This window comes from Halapricum hydrolyticum, assembly GCF_025517535.1.
Taxonomy (GTDB): domain Archaea; phylum Halobacteriota; class Halobacteria; order Halobacteriales; family Haloarculaceae; genus Halapricum; species Halapricum hydrolyticum.
This window is the reverse complement of sequence record NZ_JAOPKC010000011.1, coordinates 67,634-90,101: the sequence shown is the minus strand read 5'-3', so window position 1 is coordinate 90,101 and position 22,468 is coordinate 67,634. Positions and strand designations below refer to the sequence as shown.

The following is a 22,468-nucleotide window of genomic DNA, read 5'->3' as shown; positions in this document are numbered from 1 at the left end:
GTTCGGGACAATAATGATCGTGGCGTCGATGACCTGATGGAAGAAATCGATCACCTGTTCGTTCATTCAACAGCTGACGCTAACGTGCAAAGCTGAGTTCTGTAGATACTATCCACCGAAAGTCTGACAATCATACCAAATACATATGTTATATAATTTTCTGTCATTTGCTCTGACGTACGCCTCGGCATATCGGGTTTCGTTGCGGATTCGGGTAGTTGCCGTGCCAGGCGGGTGTGCTCGCTGCCCCTCTTGTCATCGCCACTTACAGCCGAGGGCGTGCGGTCTCGAGTACGGACGGTGCCGGCGATATCCGTCTGTGATGCCGTTGCTCGTCTCTCCAGGTCAGACGATTAATGACGACCGTACCACGCTTTGAACTCATTACGAGATAGACTCCCACAGATATATATTTCTGGAAAGTGACCGTCGACCCAATGGCAGAGGAGTTCGATCCAGAGACGCCAGTCGAATCGCACCATCCTGGCCCGCCGCGATTTGTCACTGTCGGTGAACCGATCCTCGACCCAGTGTTCGTGATCGACGCCGACACGACCAGTCTGGGCGTCGACGTGGAGATCGACGCCACAGACCACGGGCGAGACAATCTCGCGCCGCGGCTCCCGGAGCTGTCGGTCACGCCCACGGAACCCGACGACTTCGAGTGGTCCGTCTCGGCAGTGCCCGAAGACAGCGACGGCGAGGTCCTGTCATTCGCGACGTCGACGACGGTGATACCGCGCTACGACCCCGGTCACGACACCGTCGCCGAGTTCGAGGCCGACGTTCCTGGTTGCTATCGGCTCGCACTCGACGCCCCTGACGGCACCCACGATCTCACGATACACGCGTTCCCCGAGTGCGACCCGGATGCGAATCCTCCGCGGATCGAACTCGAGGGAACCTACGACGAGAGCGCCGAAGCCTTTCACGTCGAGTCGAACGCGCGACTTGCGCCCGCGAGCGACGCCGATCGGTCGGACTTGGCTGTGACGCTCCTGGCGGACGACCGCGATGCGCTCTCGACCGGCGACATCGATGTCGGCGACGACGGGACGACCGCGACGATCTCTCGCGAGGCACTCGATGGCGAAACTGGTCGCGTCCACGCGGCCGCCTACGACGGGCGCGCAGCCAGCACGCAGGACGTGCTCGAGTTGCAACCGGACGGGACGGTCACAACGCCGAACCGGCCGCCCGTGTGGCTCGAGAACGCGGTGATCTACGAGATCTTTCCGCGGTCGTGGGCAGGCAAGCGCGGCGCGACGACCTTCGAGACGCTGATCGAGGGCGATCCGGCGACCGGTGCCCGGGGCGTGGCGTATCTCGACGAGCTTGGGGTCGATGCAGTGTGGCTGACGCCGGTCGTCCCCGCGACGAGTGCCGGCGTCGACGGCGCGCCCGGCGGCCCACACGGTTATGGTACTCTCGATTATATGGGCATCGCCGAGGACCTGGTCCCCGAGGAGTACGACGATCCCGTCGCGGCCTACGCCGACTTCGTCGAGGCATGTAACGAACGGGACATCAAAGTTGTGTTCGACCTCGTCATCAACCACGTCGGGCGCGGGATCGACCTCTTCCAGGAGACCATCGCACGGGAGGGAGCGCCAGCGGACGACGGCCGCCTGTCGCTGCCGACAGTCGAATCCTGGGACCGGGACGCGAGCACGTTCGACTGGTTCGACCGGGTCGGCGTCGCCCGGTACGCCGAAGACGGAACTGTTTTCGAAACCGAGCCGCGACCGACCGGCTTTGGCGACTCCCGAACGATGCCCAAGTTCGACTACGAGACACTCCAACTGCGGGAGTACGTTCTGTCTGTCGCGGACTTCTGGGCCCGGGAGGTCGGCGTCGACGGTTTCCGGTGCGACGTCGCGTTCGGTGTGCCCCACAGTTTCTGGATGGAAGTCCGCGAGATCGTCCGTGACGCCGACGCGGAGTTTCTCATGCTCGACGAGACAGTTCCAAACGACCGCGCGTATGCGGCCTCGCAGTTCGATCTCCATTTCGACACGTACGGGTTCACCCACACCGCCCAGGACGTCGCAACGCTCGATCCCGACGCCAGAGCAGATCCCGAGCAACTGGTCGAGGACGTACTGTCCCGGCGCGACCAGGGCCATCCCGAGTTCACGCGGCTGCTCAACGCCATCGAGAACCACGACGAACTCCGACTGTTGAACCAGATCGTAATCGATCCAGCCGACCCCTGCCGCAGGCACGTCACCGACGATCAGTGGGAACGTGCGATGGCGCTCCAGCGAGCCTGTTTCGCCGCGTCGATCACGCTCCCGGGCGTACCGCTGATCTACTACGGCCAGGAGCGGGCGATCAGCCGCTACGGTGAGGGCCGCCACCGCGGTGAAGACGACGACCGCGGGCTCCGGGATGGCGAGATTCACCCTCAAAGTGACGTCCGTCCGGGTGGCCGCCAGCGAGCGCTCATGAACTGGGCTGAGTACGACGCCGATCACCTCGATTTTTACCAAAATATGATCCGTTGCTACCACGATGTCGACGTACTCGGTCCTGATGGTGATCTCCGTCCGATCGAAGTCGACGACGACCTCGTCGTGGCCTTCGTTCGCGAGACAGAAACAGCCGACTCTGACCCAGAGCGTGTGCTCGTCGTGCTCAACTTCGGGGACACCGCGATCGACATAACCGCACCCCCATCCGTCGCCGAGATCGATCTCGTGACGGGAGAGTCTACCCGTGATGGGGGACGGACGCTGACAGTCGAGACTGTCGGTGTCTTTGCCGCGACGAAACCCGTCGATGGCGACCTCGAATTGCGACCACACTTAGAGACTGCGATTAGTTCGAACAGCCGAGACGGTCGGGACTGACGTAACTATTGTTCTCGGGAGATCGAACCCGGGCGTTCGGAGCGTGTGATCCTCCGAATCCGGGTGTCCGGTCGGAGTAGGCTCTCCTCCGAGCGGGTACGCTTTGCTCCATCGTTGCTAGAATTGGAGTACGAGATGTCGGGGATGCGATATCGAATTCCGGACCTATCGACTGATCCCGCCTGCCTCAGAGCAGTCTGGTGGTGGAGACGTACAGCGATCAGCCGTCTTCCCAGGCACTCCGGATTTCCTCGGCCGCACTGGCCAGATCGGATTCGAGGGAGCTCGTATCACCGGTACTGAACGCCTCCTCGACGACGTCACCGTAGGGCACCCAGACCTCGCCTATTCCGGGATCCGAGGGCATCAGTACTCCTTGCTCGGTCTGCTCGGAGAAGCCTTTGACGAGCGGCGGGAGTTCGTCACTGCCGGAGATGCTACTTTTGACCGGGATATACCCAGCGTTGTTCGCCAGGTTTAGAATTTGTTCGTCGTTAGTGGTGAACCACTCGACGAACTCACGGGCGACCTGTGCTGTCTCGCTATCTTCCTCCGCCCTAGCTGTGAGGAACAGGACTTGGACACCCATGTACGGTTTGGGGACGCCTTCTCCGTACTCGTCGTGGTTCTTGTTCGGAATCGTGGAGACACCGACATCGAAATCAGTATCCTGGATAAAGCCGGTGATCGTCCAGGGCCCGTTGACCGTGAACGGTGCGACGCCATCTCTGAAAACGGCTTCCTGTGCCTCGTAGGCGCCGTCACTCGGCATATACGGCTTGAGCTCGTCCAGCAAGACCCGAAGTCCGGCGGCGAACTCGGGGGAATCGAGTCCGAGCTGTTCCCCATCGTAGAGTGGATCGCCGAACATGTGTCCCGCCCAGGTGCTGAAGTACGGATCGATCGGTTGACCGAACCCGTACTGGTTTCCCCGGTCCAGCCAGTCATCCATGATGGATTTCATTTCGTCAATGGTATCTGGCGGCTGCGCGTCCAGCTCGTCCAGAATATCCTTGTTGTAGATGAATGCGGGTGCCTCGGCAGCGTACGGCAGGGCATTGACCTTTCCGTCGTGGTTCACAGCATCCCACGCGACGTCCGTATACGCGCACTCATCGACACGGAGGTCGTCGGACATATCCATCAATAGTCCGTTTCGATTGAACTCTCCGATTATGTCGTGTGCCCACGCGAACATCGGCGGTCCCTGTCCAGCGGACAGCTCCCGCAACATCGACGACACGAAGTTGTCCGGGACCTGGGTCATCTCCAGCTCTGTTCCGGCCGTCGTGTTGAACTTCTCTCTGGCGTTCCCGAATATCTCTGTCGGCTCCTCCGAGAACGAATGCGTCAATTCGGCGGTTCCGGAGTCGACTGTGGGTTCAACCCTACTGCAGTCACAACCATCTGGACAGAGAGTGTTTTCGACGGTCGTCACTGTATTGCCGCCGTTACCGTTTCCGTTACCGTCCGCTTGTTCTCCACACCCCGCGAGCAAGCCCGCTGCTGACGCGCCAGCTATGCTTTTGAGCAATGTTCGGCGATCGTATGACATTGGAACTAACAACTACGGATTGAGAGAATAGACATATATATCTTTGGTTATAATTCATATCTCAAGCGGTCATATTATGTCAGAAGGCACACGTCGATCGTCGTGACGACCTCGATGGCCTCTCACGTCGTCGCTGGGCGAAGAATGACCGACTTTGCTTGATAGTCTTCGATGAAGGCACCGCTTCCGCCGAAACTCAACAGGCCGCTGTCGGTTTCGACCAGAATACTAGTTTCGAGCGGATAATCGTTCGTACGTGGAGTAGTCAATCCCTGATGCACCGCAGTGACTTTACCCTCGTAGGTACCGTTGTCCACCGTTACCACAGTCGCCTCGAGGGCTGATCCGTTTTGGAGGTGGCGTCGTGCCTGAAGCACTGCCTGGCGGAAACAGTCGTACGAAGCGGGCAGGGGAGCGGGTTCAGTGACGTACACCTCTCTGCCGGCCGGCCAGTACGCACTCAGGAACATACCGGAGATCGCCCCTGCCAGGTGTGTCTCTGTGACCGTGACAGTATGTTCTTCGGAATGGGGGCTAGACAACAGCTCTGCGGGCCCGACCATCGCCGAGTGATCGTCGGTGGCATAGAGAAAGGGGACTTGTTCGTCCCAGATACGGACGATATCGGCCACCTCGCTGAATTCCGTCGGCCTCTGTGGATCGCCGTTACCGAGCAAGAGCAATATCAGCACGCCGCGCTCGGATGCGTTGCGTAGCTCTGGCTCGAGTTCTTCGAGTAGCTGGCTGGGCAGTGAGACGAGCGCGGAACATTCGGCATCACGGATAGCCTTCTTGAAGTGTCTGATAGCAGTCTCTCGGGTCTCTACCATTTGTACCGTTGGTGTCTGCGACGCCGTCCCGGTAAACTGCGACTCTAGCTGAGGGATTATTGCGTCGATGCGGTCGGACAGCTCGCCTATGGCCTCTCCGGGTGGTATCGGCGTTATCACTGTCGGCGAAGCGTAATCTTTCACTTCGACCAGGCCACGCTCTTCCAACCGTTCCGCGATATTGTAGACCGCGCGCTGAGTGACATCCGCGTGTTCGGCGATCGTGCCGGTCGTCGATTCGCCGTGGGAAAGCAACGACAGATAGGTGTCGATCTCTTTGTCGGACAGGCCGATTAGCTGCAGTTCCTCGCGGATCTCCGAGTCGGTTCGGTCCATCGTGAAACGAAGTACGTCCGCCGGAGATAATAATTGCCCGGGAACGACGCTCTCGACGCATCTGCTGGTCGCAGGTGGGCCACTTCTACTGTCGCTGCCCGGCGCTTTATGATCTTGAAGATCGCTTTCTACAACTTTTTATCTTTCCAGCACAACGGTCTAGACGAGGAGACGAATCTTACCGCGACTGAACGATGTACAAAACGCCAATGGGTTTTTATAGTATAACTAGCCAACTCCGTGCGCCGGGTGCGAGCAGTCAATCTCTGGCGACCTGTTTAGAGTCCATCTTTTGTGGTGCAATCGCGCGCTCCGACTAATAGCTCAGATCTTCAATTACACTCATATGCATGTAATGAATTCGGGACAGTAGGAGGTGCAACAGCCGCGGTCACGGAAAGCCGCGGTCGAACTGCTTGATCGTCGGCTGTTCCCCCTCGGCTTCGGCGATATGCGATCGGAGTCGTTCCCGGAGATCGTCGGCGACGTCTCGGAACTCCGGCCGACCGGCGAGATTGATCGTCTCGCCCGGGTCCGTCCAGAGGTCGTAGAGATAGCGTTCGACGTAGACGTCGCTCGATTGCTCGGCGTTTCCGCCGCGCCAGCCGGTCATCGTGGGTGCTGCGACGGCGTACTTCCAGCGATCGGTCCGGAGCGCGCGGCCGACCTGGGACTCGCTGACCTGGACGAACGCCTCGCCGCCGTCGTCGGAGACGTCGCCGCGCACGACCGGGAGGAGGCTCTCGCCGCGCATCGAATCGGGAACCGCTATTCCGGCAGCGTCGAGCAGCGTCGGTGGGAGATCGAGCAGGCTGCGGACGCTCTGGACGTTCCGGCCGCTGGAGAATCCGTGACCCGAGAGGACGAGCGGGACTCGAACCGCGGATTCGTGTGGCGTCCGCTTGTGTTCGCCGGGCCGCGTCCGGAAGTGACAGCCGTGGTCCGACGTGTACGCCAGCAGCGTCCGGTCCCGGACGCCCCGCTCGGAGAGCGCGTCCAGAAGCTCCCCGACCTGCTCGTCGATTCGCTCGACGATGCCGTAGTAATCCGGCAGTTCCTGGTGCCACTCTCCGGGGCGATCCACGAGGTCGTCGGGAACGTACGGACGCTTCGCGTGGCGATCGGCGTATCCGTCGGGGGCGACGAACGTCCACCGGTCGTTCTGATCGTGCGGTTCAACGTATCCGACCACGAGAAAGAACGGCTCGGTCAGCGTCTCGATCCCCTCGATCGCGAAGTCGGTGAACGCGTCGACGCGATAGTCGTCGAACGTCACTGGGTTCCCGTCGGCGTCGAACAGCCGTCCCTCGTACGGCTGGGTGGTGAACTCGGGTACGTCTGCCGCGATCCAGAAGTCGTCGTATCCGCCGCGCTGGGCTGGGGGCACGGGATCGTCGAACGTACTTGCCAGATGCCAGTTCCCGACGTACCCGACGTCGTAGCCGGCGTCCGAGAACCGGTGTGCGAGGGTCCGTTCATCCTCCGCGAGCGGGATCGCACTCTGCCAGACGCCCGTTTCAGTGGGGTACTTGCCCGTCTGTAGAGCCGCCCGGAAGGGGCCACACAGCGGCTGCGGGGAGATCGCCTGCTCGACGAGCGTCCCCTCCCGTGCGAGGTCGTCGAGTGTCGGCGTCAGCTCCATCGGGTTCTCGTAGGCCCCGAGTGTATCCCACCGTTGCTGGTCCGTCAGGACCACGACGACGTTCGGCGGGGTACCGTCTTCGTTCATACCTGCACGTGTACGCGGACGGCCTTGTATGTAGCCCTCGATCGCTCTCCACCCGTGGCCGAATTGCGTTCTCGACCCGACACTACCGGTAGAGGCGGCTCTGAACCGAGTCGGCTGTACTGCCGACGAGACTGGCGAAGTCGGCGTCGGCGAGCTTCTCGTTCATCCGGTCTGACGGGCCCGAGACGATGACGGCACCCAGGGGATTGCCCTCGAGATCGGTGATCGAAGCGGCGACACACCGCTGACCGGGGTGATATTCGCCTCGGTCGATCGCCCGGCGCCTGTTGCGAACGCGCCGGAGTTCGTCGCGGAGTTCTTCCGGGTCGGTGATCGTGTTCTCCGTTAACTCGGGCAGTCCGTGCCGGCTGATGACCTGCTCGCGTTCTTCCGCGGACATGTTCGCGAGGATCGCTTTGCCGCCAGCGGTCGCCGTCAGCGGGACGCTTTCACCTTCCCGGATGTCGATGTCCGGACGCCCTTCCGCACTCACTCTGAGGACGTACACGCCGTATCCGTTCTCGGGGATCATGATGCTCGCGACTTCTCCCGTCGCCTCCGCGAGTTTCTCGACAGAGCGATACGCTACCTGGTATATGTCCAGATTCGACCGGACAGTCGCTCCGAGTCCCATGAAACGGAGGCTCAGTCGGTACTGTTTGCCTTCCTGGACGACATAGTTGACTTTCCGGAGCGTCGAAAGGTGCTTGTGAACTGTTCCTTTCGCCAGGTCGAGCTCGTCAGCGAGTTCGCTCACGCGCGCTCGCGACTGTCGCTTGAGTGCCTCGACGATCCGAAACGTCGTCACGGTCGTCTTTGCCGTCTGTCGGTCGAACGTCGACGCCTCCGGGATGCTCGAGGTGTCCATGTCTCGTCTGTGTGGCCCCGGGAACATAACTGTTCATATCGTATGAACAGACGTATCAACTATTCGCACGCCGTGATCGACGAACGGGATCCTCGCTGGGGCCCGAACACTCAACAGCGACCATCACTCGAATCCTGTTCATATAATACGAACTACGGGTGGACACGTACCGGATAGTGGCATCTGTCCGTCGGTCCTCGATCAGTCGTCGGCGGCAGTCGGGATCGCCGCCCGTTCGTCTCCGGGGAACTCAAGCGGCGGGAGATACGCCTCGTTGGCCTCGATCAACTCCTCGGTCATCTCGTGAAGCTCCTCGAGCGTGCAGGCCGCCGACGAGAGGGGATCGAGCTTGACCGCTCTGTGGACCTTCGAGCGGTCGCCCTCGAGAGCACCCTCGACGGCGAGTTCGTAGACGGCCGTATGTTGCTGGTCGAGCGTCGCGATCTCGGGCGGTAGCTCGCCGACCGAGCACGGGTGGATCCCGGCCCCGTCGGCGAATACCGGAACCTCGACGCACGCGTCGTTCGGCAGATTCGCGATCGAATCCTCGTGGTTGGGCACGTTGAGATTGAACCGCCGCGGCGTGTCGGTCTCCAGTGAATGGATCAGTCGCGCCGCGTACTCCTCGGAGCGTTCGACGCCGACCTCCTCGAGGTCCACGTCGAGCTCTGGACTGTCCCGTTCCTCGGACCGCTCCGTCCAGCCCTTGAGGTACGTCGCCGTCGGCATCCGCTCGGCGTAATTGGTGCCGGTCAGCTCCTCGATGGCGTCCTCGTCGGTGCGGAAGTACGGGACGTACTCGCTCATGTGGTGGCTGGACTCCGTCGGGAACAGCCCGAAGTGACGCAGCATCTCGAAGCGAACCGTGTCCTTGCGGTAGGTCTCCTCGTCGTGATAGGCTTCTCGGAGGTCCGGATAGATGGACTCGCCGTCGTGTTTCGCTTCGAGGAAAAACGCCATGTGGTTGATGCCCGCGACCCAGTAGTCGAGTTCGTCCTCGGGCACGTCGACGTACTCGGCGATCGCTTCGGCCGTATGTGGGACCGAGTGGCACAGCCCGACGACTTCGATGTCGGTCGCCTCGTAGACGGCCTTGCAGACGATCGCCATCGGGTTCGTGTAGTTCAAAAGCAAGGCGTCGGGACAGACGTCTTCCATGTCGCGGGCGATATCGAGCATCGTCGGAATCGTCCGTAACCCACGGAACACGCCGCCCGGGCCCGTCGTGTCGCCGATGGCTTGCTCGATCCCGTACTTTTCGGGGATGCGGATCTCGTTCTCGAACGGCTCCGTCCCGCCGACGTTGATCATGTTGAGGACGTAATCGGCACCTTCAAGCGCCGCCCGCCGGTCGGTCGTCGCCTCGACGGTAGCGTCGAGCCCCTCGTTGTCGATCATCGCGTCCGCGACCGCGTGAGTCTGTTCGAGCCGGTGTTCGTCGATGTCCATCAGCCTGATCTCGCTGTCGGACAGTGCCTCATAGGAGAGAATGTCCCCGATCAGGTTCGTGGCGAACACCATACTGCCGGCTCCGATAAACGTGATCGTCGGCATGCGAAGCACTCGCTATTGGAGGATAATAAATCTTGTCTAATTTTCACCGATCTCGGAGTACAGGTACTGCAGTTATTCGGGAATAACTCGGAACATCGCGACGTCGTGCGGGTCAACCGTCGCGTGCAACTGCCCGTCAGTCTCCCGGATCTCGTCGTTCCAGACGTCTCGCACGGTGTAGGCCGCCGCGTCGACCGGCATATCGACCGTCTCGACAGTCGTCTCGATGTCTGTGGTCGACTCGCCGCGGTTGAACAGGATTACCGCACACTCCTCGCCGGCCAGTCGCTTGCTCCAGACCTCCGTCTCCCCGAGTACGCCGTCGCGAGTCCCCTGGATCCCCAGCGGGTCCTGGTCGATCGCGATGGCGTCCTCGTTAGTCAGCAGTTCGCGCGTCCAGTCGTCCATCGCCGCGAGGTCGTTGCCGGCCATCAGCGGCGCGCCGAACAGACACCAGAAGCTGAAGTGCGTTCGCTCCTCGGCGGGCGTCAGCGCGCGGTCGATCTCTACGTCTTCGAGCTGCGACTGGCCCGAATCCGGGCCGTTCCCTATCTGGAGCATATCGGGGTCGTTCCATCCGCCGGGACCGTGGTGGGGAGCCATCTCGCGCTCGTCCATCTGATCGATGATGTCGACGATCCCGAGGCCGAACTCTTGCTCGTCGGTCGTCCACTTCGCGACGATGTCGTGGGTCGCCCGCCAGAGGTGGCCGCCGGCGTTGCGGCCCCAGCGCCACGGTTCGTTCCGCCCCCACTCGCAGATGCTGTAGACGATGTCGCGATCGACTTCTGCGAGCGCGTTCCCCATCGCACTGTAGCGCGCGATCGCGTCGTTGCTCTCGTGGTCGCCGCAGTTGTCGTACTTCAGGTAGTCGACGCCCCAGTCGGCGAACTGCCGGGCGTGCAGGCGCTCGCGTCCGAGACTCGCCGGGAGCCCCTGGCAGGTTCGGGTGCCTGCAGACGAGTAGATGCCGAACTTGAGCCCCTTCCCGTGGACGTATTCGGCCAGCGACTCGATACCGCTCGGGAAGTCCTCCGCGTGCGGCTGGAGTCGACCCTCGTCGTCTACCTCGTCGGCCATCCAGCAGTCGTCGACCACGAGATACTCGTAGCCGGCGTCCCGGAGTCCGGTCTCGACGAGTTGGTCCGCCGCGGTGCGGATATCCTCCTCGGTCACGTCACAGCTGAACACGTTCCAGGAGTTCCAGCCCATCGGCGGCGTCGCGGCTAGTTCAGTGTCGCCTGTCGCGAACATGCGATTATCTGTACGATCGATACATAAATATCTATCTACCAGATACGATGGGCAATGTAGACTCAGTATAATAAAGATATAAGTGGGCGTATCAAGAGTACCCATGCATGGGAGAACTCGAGATCAGAGACCTCACCAAGGTATTCCACGATGACGGCGGTGATATCGTGGCCGTCGATGACCTCGACATCGAGATCGAGGACGGGGAGTTGATCGTTCTCGTCGGCCCCTCAGGTTGCGGGAAGTCGACGACGTTGCGCTGCGTCGCGGGACTGGAGTCGCCGACGGACGGCGACATCGTCCTCGACGGGACGGCCGTGACCGATCAAAAGCCGAAAGAGCGGGACATGGCGATGGTGTTCCAGAGCTACGCGCTGTACCCACACATGTCCTCCCGGGAGAACATGGAGTTCGGACTGAAGATGGCGACTGATCTCCCGAAAGACGAGATCAGGTCACGGGTCGAAGAGACGGCGGAGATGCTGGGGATCTCGGAGCTGCTCGACAAGAAGCCGGACGAACTCTCCGGCGGCCAACAGCAGCGAGTCGCGCTGGGACGGGCGATCGTCCGCGAACCCGAGGTGTTCCTGATGGACGAACCGCTCTCGAACCTCGACGCGAAACTGCGCACCCAGATGCGTACCGAACTCCAGGCGCTCCAGCAGGACCTGGGGGTGACGACGCTGTACGTGACCCACGACCAGACCGAGGCGATGACGATGAGCGATCGGATCGCCGTGCTCAACGACGGCGAACTCCAGCAGTTCGGGACGCCGCTGGAATGCTATCACGAGCCCGAGAACGAGTTCGTCGCCGGCTTCATCGGCTCGCCGAGCATGAACTTCTTTGACGTCGAACTGGACACGACGGGTGACCGTCCCGCGCTCGTCCACGAGGGCTTCAGATACGACCTCGAGGAGGACGTCTACGCGGACATCGAGGGCCACGGCGAGCGGTTCACTCTCGGCATCCGGCCGGAAGACATCGAACTGGCGACCGCCGACGAGCCCAATGCCGTGACGACGACGGTCGAAGTCACCGAGCCGCTCGGGGAGGTGACCTATGTCTACCTCGAAATCGGCGACCGGCAGTACACCGCGACGCTCGAGGGCGACCTCGTGATCGAGACGGGACGGACGCTGACGATCCGGTTCCCGCAGGATCGGATCCACGTTTTCGACGGGCAGACGGGCGAGGCGCTCCGGAACCGCTCCCGGCCGGACGACGAGGTCGTCGAATCGTTACCCGGCTTCCAGAGCTCCGACAGCGTGGAAGCCGGTATGGAGTGAGGGTTGTCAATGTTTCTCTCTACAGCTCCGGGAAAATCTGGGAAAGGTATAAATACCATCCGTCATAATCGGCCCAATGGGTATTAAATCATGAACGAGTCAGGTACGAGTGGCTGGAGTAGACGGTCGATGCTGAAGGGGCTCGGCGTCGGTGCGGCGGCCAGTCTCGCAGGCTGCGGCGGTCTCGGTGGCGGCAACGGCGACGGTGAACAGGCGCTGATGTGGGAGTACGGGTTCCCGAACACGGAAGGGGCAGAGCCGGTCTGGCGGAACAAGTTCGAGTCGATGTACGAGGAGCTGGCCGGCGAAGAGATCCAGATCAGCCGGTATTCGTACGAGGATCTCCGCCAGAAGTTCCTCACGGGTGCGAGCACCGGCGACCCCGACGCAATCGAGGGGACGCTGAGTCACCTCTCGGAGTACATCGCCGCAGAGCACGTCGAACCGCTCGACGATCTCGCCGACTCGATCGATCACCTCGACGGGTACGTCGACAGCACCGTCGAGGCGATGACCTACCAGGACACGTTATACGCGCTCCCCTACGAGGGCAACGCGAGAGCGCTTTTCGTCCGGCAGGACATCCTCGACGAACTCGGTCAGGACGTCCCGGAGTCGGCCGAAGCGTTCCACGAGATCGGTCGGATGATCAACGACGAGTACGACGACGTCACCGCGTTCCACAACTGTACCAAGGACGGAAGCGTCCGGGCGTTCCAGGAGTGGATGACCCACATCTACCAGCACACCGATCAGCTGTACGTGCCGGATGGGGACGGCTGGCAGCTCAACATCGAGGCCGACGCGCTGGGACAGGTCTTCGACAACTGGTACTACCAGATCTACGCGGCTGACAACCCGGTCGGCGATCCGGACGACCTGGGCACAGGCTGGCAGACTAACGACCCCGGCTACATCAACGGCAATTACGCGTTCATCGAGAGCGGCACCTGGATGCGAAACTGGACGTCCGGCGAGAACATTCAGAGCACCGATGCCGCCAAGGATATCTTGGACAACAAGACACTGATCGCACATCCTGCACACGCCGATGGGGCCTCGAGAGGGACGTTCCTCGAGGTCAAGCCGGTCATGGTCAACACCCACTCCGATCAGATCGAGAAGGGGAAGACAGCCGTCGAGGCCTACACGCACCCGGAGACGCTCGGCGAAGGCATGGCGCAGGATCCCGAAGGGTCGGGGAAGGCGATGACGCCAGTTCACGACGACGTCGAGTCGACGATCGAAAACGAGAACTGGCAGCCGCTCACCGATATCTTCACGACCGGCCGTGCCCTCGCGAAAGCGACCTGGGGGCCGGTCCGCGAGGAGTTCTACACCTACATGCAGGAGGTCTCCTACGGAGAGACCGACCCGTACGACGCTGGCGAACAGTTCCACGAAGCACTGCAGGACCTCGAAAGCGAAATATAACTACCTCACATGGCAACGCAGACAGAATCGCAATACAGCCGATACAAAGAGGAGTTCTCGTCGTTTCTCACGGACACGTGGATCGGCTACGCGTTCGTGATTCCGGCGACAGTGCTCCTCGCTGTCGTCATCGGCTATCCCACGCTCCGTGGCCTCTATCTGGCGTTTTTCGAGGTGTCGTTACTGAATCCAGAGCAGATGGAGTTCGTCGGCCTGCAGCACTTCCGTGCGCTCGCGGCCGATCCGATATTCAAGGCCGCACTGTGGCATACGGTCCTGCTGACCGCGCTGGCCGTCTCGTTCCAGTACCTCCTGGGGCTCGGACTGGCACTGGCGCTGAAAGAGAAGGTTCCCGGTGCCGGAATCTTCCGGAGCCTCTCGATGGTGACCTGGGTGATGCCGATCATCGTGATGGTCATCATCTTCCGGTTCATGGTCCAGAACGGATTCGGTCCGGTCAACATTATCCTCGACAGCCTCGGGATGCGGACCACCTACTGGTTCGGCGAACCGGGCGTGGCGTTCCCGCTGATCGTGGTCATGCACGTCTGGCGGAACGTCCCGTTCTACGCGATCTCGCTGCTGGCTGCGATGAACTCCATCCCGAAGGAACAGTACGAAGCGGCACGGCTGGACGGGGCCGGTCCGCTCGAGCGGTTCCGGTACGTCACGCTGCCCCAGATCTCCTACGTGTCGATGATCATGATCGTGCTGCACGTCACGTTCACGTTCAAGAACTTCGACATCGTCTATCTCTCGACTGGCGGCGGACCGCTGGGCAACACTGAGGTACTGGCCACCTACGTCTACAAGCAGGCCTTCGAGCAGTACGCGCTCGGGTACGGCGCCAGCATCGGTGTCGTGATGTTGATCCTCATGCTCACGTTCACGATCGTCTACGTCAAACTGGAGGAGGTCGACTGACATGGCAACCAGCACAGACCCCGAAGACCGCAATCTCTCCCAGCGGATCGACGCGTGGTTAGACGAAGACATGTCCCCTCGCCGTGCGATCGGCGTGTACCTCGTGCTGGGGCTGTACTTCGCGTTCCTGCTGTTGCCAGTCGTCTACATGGTGCTGGCGTCGTTCACCAGTCAGAGCTTCCTGTTCTCTCCGGAACTGGTCCCCGCGCTGGGCGATCTCACCCTCGCAAACTACGAGACTGTCCTCTCGCGAGGTGACTTCCGGACGTACTTCTACAACTCGATGATCGTCGCCACGTCGACGACGCTGCTGGTGTTGACCGTGGGAATTCTGGCGGGATACTCGATGAGTCGGTTCGACTACCCTGGACGTGGCGGCCTGCTGTACGCGTTCCTCTCGACGCAGATGCTCCCGATCGTGCTCATCCTGATCCCGTTCTACATCCTGATGTTCTCGCTGAACCTCGTCGACTCGCTTCTCGGGATCGTCATCGCCCACTCCGTGATCGGCATCCCGCTGGGCACGTGGCTGCTGAAGGGATATATCGACGACATCCCCGAGTCGCTGGACGAGGCTGCGAAGATGGACGGCTGTTCTCATCTGAGCGTCCTGCGACGGGTCATCGTCCCGCTCGCGATGCCGGGCATCGCCGTCGCCGGCTTCTACACGTTCATCCTCTCCTGGAACGACTACCTGCTGGTGTCCGTCCTCTCGCAGACGGCGGGGACCCGGACGCTGCCGTTCGGCCTGCAGCTGTTCCAGTCACAGAACGCTGTCGCGTGGAACCTGCTGATCACCGCCGCGGTGATCACGATGGCACCGGTCATCCTGCTGTTCGCGGTCGCCCAGCGGTGGGTCGTCGAAGGACTCGCCAGCGGCGGCATGAAGGGGAACTGACCGCCTATCCCTTCTCTTTCTTTCTCGTCGACAAAACTATTTAGCGGTTGGCCCGAGTCAACCGGGATATGACAGTCGGAGTCTGCTATTTCCCCGAGCACTGGCCGCGCCAGCGCTGGGAGCGCGACGTCGAACAGATGGCCGAGGCAGGGCTGGAGTACGTCCGTATGGCCGAGTTCTCCTGGGGACGGATCGAACCCGAGCGCGGCGAGTTCGACTTCGAGTGGCTCGACGAGGCGATCGAGTTGATCGGTGACCACGGGATGGAGGTCATCCTCTGTACCCCGACCGCGACGCCGCCGAAGTGGCTCGTCGACGAGCGCCCCGAGATCCTGCAGGAGGACCCCGACGGAACCGTCCGGGAATTCGGCAGTCGTCGCCACTACTGTTTCAACTCCCCGGCCTACCGCGAGGAGACCGAGCGGATCGTCACCCGAATGGCGCGACGCTACGCTGACAACCCACACGTCGCGGGCTGGCAGACCGACAACGAGTACGGCTGTCACGAGACCGTCCGGTGTTACTGTGCGGACTGCTCGAACGCGTTCAGCGAGTGGCTCGCCGACCGGCACGGCGACGTCGACGCGCTCAACGAGGCCTGGGGGACGACCTTCTGGAGCCAGCAGTACCCCGACTTCGAGGCGGTCGAGCCGCCGGGCCCGACGCCGGCCGAACACCACCCCTCGAGGCTGCTCGCGTACTACCGGTTCGCCAGCGACAGCGTCGCCGAGTACAACCGATTGCAGACGGAGATTCTCCGGGAGGTCAACGACGACTGGCTGGTGACGCATAACTTCATGGGACACTTCTCGACGCTCGACGCCTACGACGTGGCAGCGGATCTGGATCTCGTTTCGTGGGACTCCTATCCGACTGGGTTCGTCCAGGACCGCCGCGAAGCCGGGGCGACCGTCGAGGAGTTGCGTGCGGGCGACCCGGATCAGGTCGGTCTCAACCACGATATCTACCGCGGCGCGCTGGCGCAGCCGTTCTGGGTGATGGAACAGCAACCGGGCGACGTCAACTGGCCGCCACACGCTCCCCAGCCCGCCGACGGCGCGATGCGGCTGTGGGCACATCACGCGGTCGCTCACGGCGGCGACGCCGTGCTCTACTTCCGGTGGCGACGCTGTCGGCAGGGCCAGGAGCAGTATCACGCGGGCTTGCGCAAGCAGGACGGCTCGCCCGACCGCGGCTACGCGGATGCGAGCGACGCCGCCGAGGAGCTGTTCGATCTCGGTCCCGTCGACGCTCCGGTCGCGTTGCTCCACAGCTACGAGAACCTCTGGGCCACGAACATACAGCCGCACGCGCCGGATTTCGACTACTGGACGCACGCGGGCACCTACTACCGGGCGCTTCGCCGCCGCGGCGTGCAGGTGGACGTCGTGCCGCCGGAGCGCGACCTCGATGGGTACGCGGCCGTCGTCGCGCCGACGCTGTATCTCCTCGACGACGCGCTGGCGACCCGGCTGGAAGCGTACGTCGAGGACGGTGGACAACTCCTGGTCGGTGCCCGGAGCGGCGAGAAGGACCCGTACAACAAGCTGCCGGACGCGCTTCAACCAGGGCCGCTCGCCGGTCTCGTCGGCGCGACCGTCGCCCAGCACGAGAGCCTCCCGGAGCAGGTGCCGACGCGGGTCGACTACGACGGCGACGAGTACGACTACCGGACCTGGGCCGAGTGGCTCGACCCCGACGACGCGACGGTCCAGGGGCGACATCGCAGCGGCCCGGCTGACGGACAAGCGGCCGTCGTCGACGCCGAGCGTGGCCGGGGACGCGTCACGTACTGTGGTGTCTGGCCCGGTCGGGAACTGGCCGACGCGCTCGCCGGCGACCTCCTCGAGCGGGCCGGCGTCACAACTCACGCACCGCTCCCCGACGGCGTGCGAGTCGCCGAGCGGGACGGCCATGTCTGGGTGACGAACTTCACGGACGCCCCGGTGTCGGTCGACGTCCCGGGCGGCGCTGCCTGGATTGTCGGCGACGAGCGGGTCGGGGCCTACGACGTCGGCGTCCTCGAAGGCACGCTCGGAGACGTGACCGTGACACGGGAGAACGGCGGACCGTGACACGAGAGAACGGCGGACCGTGACACGGGAGAACAGCGAAGACGACGGGAGGCGTCACATTCTGGAGACAGAGACGCCGTCGGAGGGCGCGATCAGGTGGACTGCCGGGTCGTGCTCGGGGAAGCGCTGCTCGTACTCTTCTCGCAACGACTGTGCGAACGTCTCGGCCTCGGACGTGTCGACGAGCGCGATCGCCGCACCGCCCCAGCCGGCGCCGGTCAGCCGTGCGCCGTAGGCACCCTGCTTGACCGCGGTCTCGACGACGTAATCCAGTTCCGGACAGCTGGCCTCGTAGTTCTCGGCGATGTCGTGATGGGCTTTCACGAGTACGTCCCCGAAGGCTTCGACGTCCCCCCGTTCGAGAGTCGTAACGGCCCGCTCGACGCGATCGTTCTCCCGGACGACGTAGCCCAGTCGCTGGCGCTGGCGCGGCGTGAGCCCGTCGAGATCGCTGGCTTCGAGTTCGACCGAGGAGTCGACGCCAAGCGTCTCCATCGCCGCCTCGACGGTCTCGCGGCGCTGGTTGTACGCCGAGTCGACCAGTTCGCGCTCGACGCCCGTGTGAAAGACGACGACCTGGACGTCCTCCGGGAACGGGACCGTCTCGTACTCCATGGTGCCAGTGTCGAGATGCAGGGCGTGATTTGCCTCGCCCAGCGCGACGGCGAACTGGTCCATGATGCCACAGGAGACGCCGACGAAGTCGTTCTCGACGCGCTGGCTCAGTTCGGCCAGTCGCTCGCGGGACAGTCCGAGGTCGTACGCCTCGTTCAGAAAGGCCATGACCGCGAGTTCGAGACTCGCCGAGGAACTCAGACCGGATCCCAGCGGCAGATCACCGGACAACTCGCCCCGGAAGCCGCCGGGTCGATGCCCTTCCGCTTCGAGGACTGCGTAGCAGCCCTTGACGTAGTCGGTCCAGGCGTCGTCTCGCTCGCGATCAGTCGTCGAAAACGTCCGTTGCTCCTCGAACGCCGCCGAGTATACGGTCACGTCGTCGTCCGGCGCTGCCTCCAGTTGCGTGTGGAGGTCTGTCGCCATCGGGAGGACGTAGCCGCCCGTGTAATCGGTGTGTTCCCCGATCAGGTTCACGCGACCCGGCGAACGCACGCGATAGCTGTATTCGTCGCTCATTGTACGATCGTCCACCCGGACAATCGAAGCCCACCGTTGTAAAACAATCGGGTGCCGACGGGGAGCGAAGACGGCTGGCCGCAGTGGTGACGCGCCGGACGGATCGCCGGCCGCCGGTGCCGTCACTCTCGCGCGGCGTCGAGACTCTCGCGGAGTTCGGCGGCGGACTCCTCGGCGAGTTTGTTGTTGATGTAGGTACCGGCACCGAGTTCGCTCCCGGCGAGGTGCTTGAGCTTGTCCTCGGTGCGCTTGGGCGGATAGAACTCCATGTGGAAGTGGGCGTAGTCCTCGCCGGTCCCGTTTGTGGGTTGCTGGTGCATGGCCATCACGTACGGCATCTCCTCGTCGAACAGCCCGTCGTAGGCGATCTGGACGTCCTTGAGCAACGACCCGAGCGCTCGCTCGTGGTCGGAATCGAACGCCGCGAGCGACGGGAGGTGATCGTTCGCGTAGACGTGGACCTCGTACGCCCATCGCGCGAAGTACGGGACGACCGCGGTGAAGGCGTCGTTTTCGGCGACGATCCGCCGGCCGTCCTCGCGCTCGGCGTCGAGCAGGTCACAGAACAGACAACGTCCGTGTTCCTCGAGGTGGTCCCGACTCGATTGGAGCTCTGTCTGGATCTTCGGTGGAACGAACGGGTAGGCGTAGATCTGACCGTGGGGGTGATGCAGCGTGACGCCGACGTCTTCGCCGCGGTTCTCGAAGATGTAGACGTACTCGTGGTCGGCCTTCTCGCCGAGGGTCTCGTAGCGATCCCGCCAGAGTTTGACGAGCTTGACGAACCGCGAGACCGGCTCCTGGGACATCGTGCCGTCGTGCTCGGGGGTGAACAGCACGACCTCACACTGGCCGTTGGCAGGCTCGGCGGGAAGGAGGTCGGCCCCTTCGACGGCGGGTTCGGGCGGGTCGGGCTGCAGCGACGGGAAGCCGTTCTCGACGACGGCCATGTCGTAGTCCGGCTCGGGGATCGCCGTCGGGTACTCCGCGTCCGCTTCGGTCGGGCAGAACGGACAGTAATCCTCGGGCGGCTTGAACGTCCGCTCCTGGCGATGGGTCGCCGTGATGACCCACTCCTGGAGCGTCGGGTCCCACCTGCGCTCAGTCATCGTCACCCTCCGCTTTCTCGTCGTCGACTGGCGTCAACTCGTCCGATTCGTCGAATTCGAAGAGCACGACGTACTTGTCGTTGTGGTTGACCTGCTTGCGCTTACGCATGGTCTATCATCTCGAACCCTTCGGTTCCGTGGGTAAAAAATCCAGGGGGTGCGACGTTGATCGCTTCTCCTCTGCTTTCGGGAGTGAGTGGCGTCGAACTCCGGAAGGGACGACGCGTGCGTTCACAAAACATGAACGGTTCTCGGTCCTGAACGACCACGGGGGTCGGCCGGAGACGTCCACTGTCGTTCGTCACGTGACACTCATCGGCAGCTATTTAACGTTCATTTACGACGTAGTACGCGTATGCAACTCACCGATAGCCGCATTCTGATCACAGGCGGTGCTGGATTGATCGGTGCGCCGCTGACCGAGCGTCTGGTCGTGGACAACGAGGTGATCGTCGTCGACGACCTCTCGAACGGGATCCGCGAGACCGTTCCCGAGGGAGCGAAGTTCGTCGAGGGTGACCTGACCGATCCCGAGGTCGTCGCTGACGTGGTAACGAGCGATCTGGACGCGGTGTTTCACCTGGCGGCCGACAAGTACGTCAACGCCGAGCGGCCGCGCGAACAGTTCGAGTCCAACGAGGCGATGACCTACAACCTGCTGGAACGCATGGAGGAGGTCGGCGTTGAGAAGTTCCTGTTTACCTCCTCGTCGACAGTCTACGGCGAGGCCCCGCGGCCGACGCCCGAGGACTACGCGCCCTTAGAGCCGATCAGCGAGTACGGCGCGGCGAAACTCGCCGAGGAAGGGCTGCTGTCCGTGTATGCGCACACGCGAGGATTCACGGTCTGGAACTTCCGGTTCGCCAATATCGTCGGGGCCCGCTACGGCGCGGGCGTCGTCCCGGACTTCGTCTACAAACTCCAGGAAGACCCCGAGACGCTGACAATCCTGGGCGACGGCCGTCAGGAGAAATCCTACATGTACGTCGACGACTGCATCGACGCGATGTGCCACGTCGTCGAACACGCCGACGAGCCGATGAACACCTACAACCTGGGGACGCGCACGACGACGTCAGTTACCCGGATCGCCGACATCGTCAGCGACGAGCTGGGTGTCGATCCCGACTACGAATACACGGGCGGGGACCGCGGCTGGGAAGGCGACGTGCCGAAGATGCGCCTCTCGATCGAGAAACTGGCCGCGCTGGGCTGGGAACCGACCCTCTCCAGCGACGACGCGATCAGACAGGGTGTGCGCGACCTGCTCGAAAACCCCGAGAACGAGCCCCACCTGAGCTAGGGCTGGTGTCAGGTCCGCACACACGTGGTCGGTCACGCCAGACGTTCATATATCGTGAACTCGGTGGCAGAGATCGACCGGCGGGAGTTGGTGACTGATACTGCCGGCTATTAGTTCGTGAAGACATTCGGCACGACGTTGTGCCGAATCGCTTCGAAATGTCATAGCCGGCAGTATGAATCCAGATGTGTCGGCTGGCGTCCGACAGCGGTGGGTCCTCACCGCGAGATATCTACGCCGCCGGATTCGACCACTGCTTCGACTTCTTTCGGGGAGACAAGAGCCATATCTCCTTCGATCGTCCGCTTCAGCGCGGCAGTCGCCGCGGCGTAGGCGAGTGCGTCGCCACAGTCGGCACCGTCGAGGCGGGTCGCGAGGAAGCCGCCGACGAACGCGTCACCAGTTCCGACGGGGTCGAGTGTGTCCGTCTCGTAGATCGGTTGCTCGAACGTCTCTCCGTCGTGTCGACAGACTACGCCGTCTGTCCCGCGGGTGACTACGACCGTTTCGACGTCGTAGGTGTTCGCGAGCCGGTTTGCCTGTGTTGGTGCTTCAGCTTCGAGGCCGAGCACCGTTGCGGCGTCGCGCTCGGGCGCGAACAGCACGTCCACGAACGACAGCAGGGGTTCGATGGTCTCCCGGGCGGCGTCCGGATCCCAGATCTTCGACCGGTAGTTCAGGTCGAACGACGTTCTGACGCCGGCGTCCACGGCAGTCTCCAGCAGGTGTTCGGTAGCAGCTGCAGTCGCATCCGAGAGCCCTGGCGTGATCCCGGACGTGTGAAACATTTTCGCCCCGGAGAGTCGATCCACGGGCAGGTCCTCGACTGCGACGCTATCGAACGCCGAGCGATCGCGATCGTAGACGACGTTGGCCCCGCGCGGTTTCCCTCCGCGTTCAAGATAGTACGTCCCAACTCGACCGCCAGTGGTCCAGTCGACGGCCGGCTCGACACCGTGTCGCCGCAATTCGGTACTGACACGCCGTCCGAGTGGTGAGTCGGGCAGTCGGGACAGCCACCGAACGTCGTGTTCGAACTGGGCAGCCGCGACCGCGACGTTGCTCTCGGCACCGCCGACGGCGACGTCGAACTCCGTGACCTGTTCGAGGCGACGACCGCGGGGCGGCGTCAACCGCAACATGGTCTCGCCGAAGGTGACCAGATCAGTCATCGTGCGTTTGTTTGGCGAGTCGCATCTTAATTCCCCGTGGAACTGATTGCACACTCGATACGTTCGGCTCGCGGTTCGATCCCCGTGACGGGGTCCCCGACTGTGACACCAGCCCGCTGGCCTGCTACCGAGAATTACAGTAGTATGTATGT

The 22,468-nt window shown here is 62.6% G+C and carries 16 protein-coding genes; 7 read left to right on the top strand and 9 right to left on the bottom strand.

The genetic code is table 11. From position 1 onward, the window contains the following. The first annotated feature begins 437 nt into the window (after positions 1-437). The gene (locus OB916_RS10735; RefSeq protein WP_315909295.1) at positions 438-2,852 is read left to right on the top strand and encodes an alpha-amylase family glycosyl hydrolase; all 2,415 of its coding nucleotides are present in this window, start codon (positions 438-440) and stop codon (positions 2,850-2,852) included. 220 nt (positions 2,853-3,072) lie between these two features. On the opposite strand, the gene OB916_RS10730 is transcribed toward OB916_RS10735, so the two are convergent. From OB916_RS10730 to OB916_RS10705, 6 genes are all read right to left on the bottom strand, one after another. Continuing rightward, positions 3,073-4,206, bottom strand: a complete 1,134-nt coding sequence (locus tag OB916_RS10730) for an extracellular solute-binding protein (protein ID WP_315909294.1) — start codon at positions 4,204-4,206, stop codon at positions 3,073-3,075. A 323-nt stretch (positions 4,207-4,529) separates the two neighbouring features. Then, positions 4,530-5,573 (bottom strand): TrmB family transcriptional regulator, encoded by a 1,044-nt coding sequence (locus tag OB916_RS10725; protein WP_315909293.1) that lies wholly within the window; start codon positions 5,571-5,573, stop codon positions 4,530-4,532. A 391-nt stretch (positions 5,574-5,964) separates the two neighbouring features. Continuing rightward, positions 5,965-7,302, bottom strand: a complete 1,338-nt coding sequence (locus tag OB916_RS10720) for a sulfatase-like hydrolase/transferase (protein WP_315909292.1) — start codon at positions 7,300-7,302, stop codon at positions 5,965-5,967. 82 nt (positions 7,303-7,384) lie between these two features. Beyond that, positions 7,385-8,170: an IclR family transcriptional regulator gene (locus tag OB916_RS10715; protein WP_315909291.1), complete on the bottom strand. Its 786-nt coding sequence runs from the start codon at positions 8,168-8,170 to the stop codon at positions 7,385-7,387. Between the two features lie 201 nt (positions 8,171-8,371). Beyond that, positions 8,372-9,724: an alpha-galactosidase gene (gene melA / locus OB916_RS10710; RefSeq protein ID WP_315909290.1), complete on the bottom strand. Its 1,353-nt coding sequence runs from the start codon at positions 9,722-9,724 to the stop codon at positions 8,372-8,374. Between the two features lie 72 nt (positions 9,725-9,796). Then, the gene (locus tag OB916_RS10705; RefSeq protein WP_315909289.1) at positions 9,797-10,978 is read right to left on the bottom strand and encodes a glycoside hydrolase family 27 protein; all 1,182 of its coding nucleotides are present in this window, start codon (positions 10,976-10,978) and stop codon (positions 9,797-9,799) included. Between the two features lie 107 nt (positions 10,979-11,085). Between OB916_RS10705 and OB916_RS10700 the strand changes: the two genes are divergently transcribed. The 5 genes from OB916_RS10700 to OB916_RS10680 all read left to right on the top strand — a co-directional run bounded on the left by OB916_RS10700 (position 11,086) and on the right by OB916_RS10680 (position 17,598). Then, positions 11,086-12,267 (top strand): ABC transporter ATP-binding protein, encoded by a 1,182-nt coding sequence (locus tag OB916_RS10700; RefSeq protein WP_315909288.1) that lies wholly within the window; start codon positions 11,086-11,088, stop codon positions 12,265-12,267. Positions 12,268-12,357: 90 nt separating this feature from the next. Continuing rightward, positions 12,358-13,701, top strand: coding sequence for an ABC transporter substrate-binding protein (locus OB916_RS10695; RefSeq protein ID WP_315909287.1), 1,344 nt, complete (start codon positions 12,358-12,360; stop codon positions 13,699-13,701). Between the two features lie 9 nt (positions 13,702-13,710). After that, positions 13,711-14,625: a carbohydrate ABC transporter permease gene (locus tag OB916_RS10690; RefSeq protein ID WP_315909286.1), complete on the top strand. Its 915-nt coding sequence runs from the start codon at positions 13,711-13,713 to the stop codon at positions 14,623-14,625. Position 14,626: 1 nt separating this feature from the next. Next, positions 14,627-15,523 (top strand): carbohydrate ABC transporter permease, encoded by an 897-nt coding sequence (locus tag OB916_RS10685; protein ID WP_315909285.1) that lies wholly within the window; start codon positions 14,627-14,629, stop codon positions 15,521-15,523. A gap of 68 nt (positions 15,524-15,591) precedes the next feature. Further along, positions 15,592-17,598 (top strand): beta-galactosidase, encoded by a 2,007-nt coding sequence (locus OB916_RS10680; RefSeq protein ID WP_315909284.1) that lies wholly within the window; start codon positions 15,592-15,594, stop codon positions 17,596-17,598. A 54-nt stretch (positions 17,599-17,652) separates the two neighbouring features. Here the strand turns inward: OB916_RS10680 and OB916_RS10675 are convergent, their stop codons facing one another. Beyond that, positions 17,653-18,732 (bottom strand): galactokinase, encoded by a 1,080-nt coding sequence (locus OB916_RS10675; protein ID WP_315909283.1) that lies wholly within the window; start codon positions 18,730-18,732, stop codon positions 17,653-17,655. 122 nt (positions 18,733-18,854) lie between these two features. Then, complete coding sequence (gene galT, locus OB916_RS10670) at positions 18,855-19,841, bottom strand: galactose-1-phosphate uridylyltransferase (protein WP_315909282.1); 987 nt, start codon at positions 19,839-19,841, stop codon at positions 18,855-18,857. A gap of 355 nt (positions 19,842-20,196) precedes the next feature. On the opposite strand from galT, the gene OB916_RS10665 reads away from it, so the two are divergent. Then, positions 20,197-21,144, top strand: coding sequence for an NAD-dependent epimerase/dehydratase family protein (locus OB916_RS10665; RefSeq protein ID WP_315909281.1), 948 nt, complete (start codon positions 20,197-20,199; stop codon positions 21,142-21,144). A gap of 218 nt (positions 21,145-21,362) precedes the next feature. On the opposite strand, the gene kdgK1 is transcribed toward OB916_RS10665, so the two are convergent. Further along, positions 21,363-22,316 (bottom strand): bifunctional 2-dehydro-3-deoxygluconokinase/2-dehydro-3-deoxygalactonokinase, encoded by a 954-nt coding sequence (gene kdgK1, locus OB916_RS10660; protein ID WP_315909280.1) that lies wholly within the window; start codon positions 22,314-22,316, stop codon positions 21,363-21,365. Positions 22,317-22,468 lie beyond the last annotated feature (152 nt).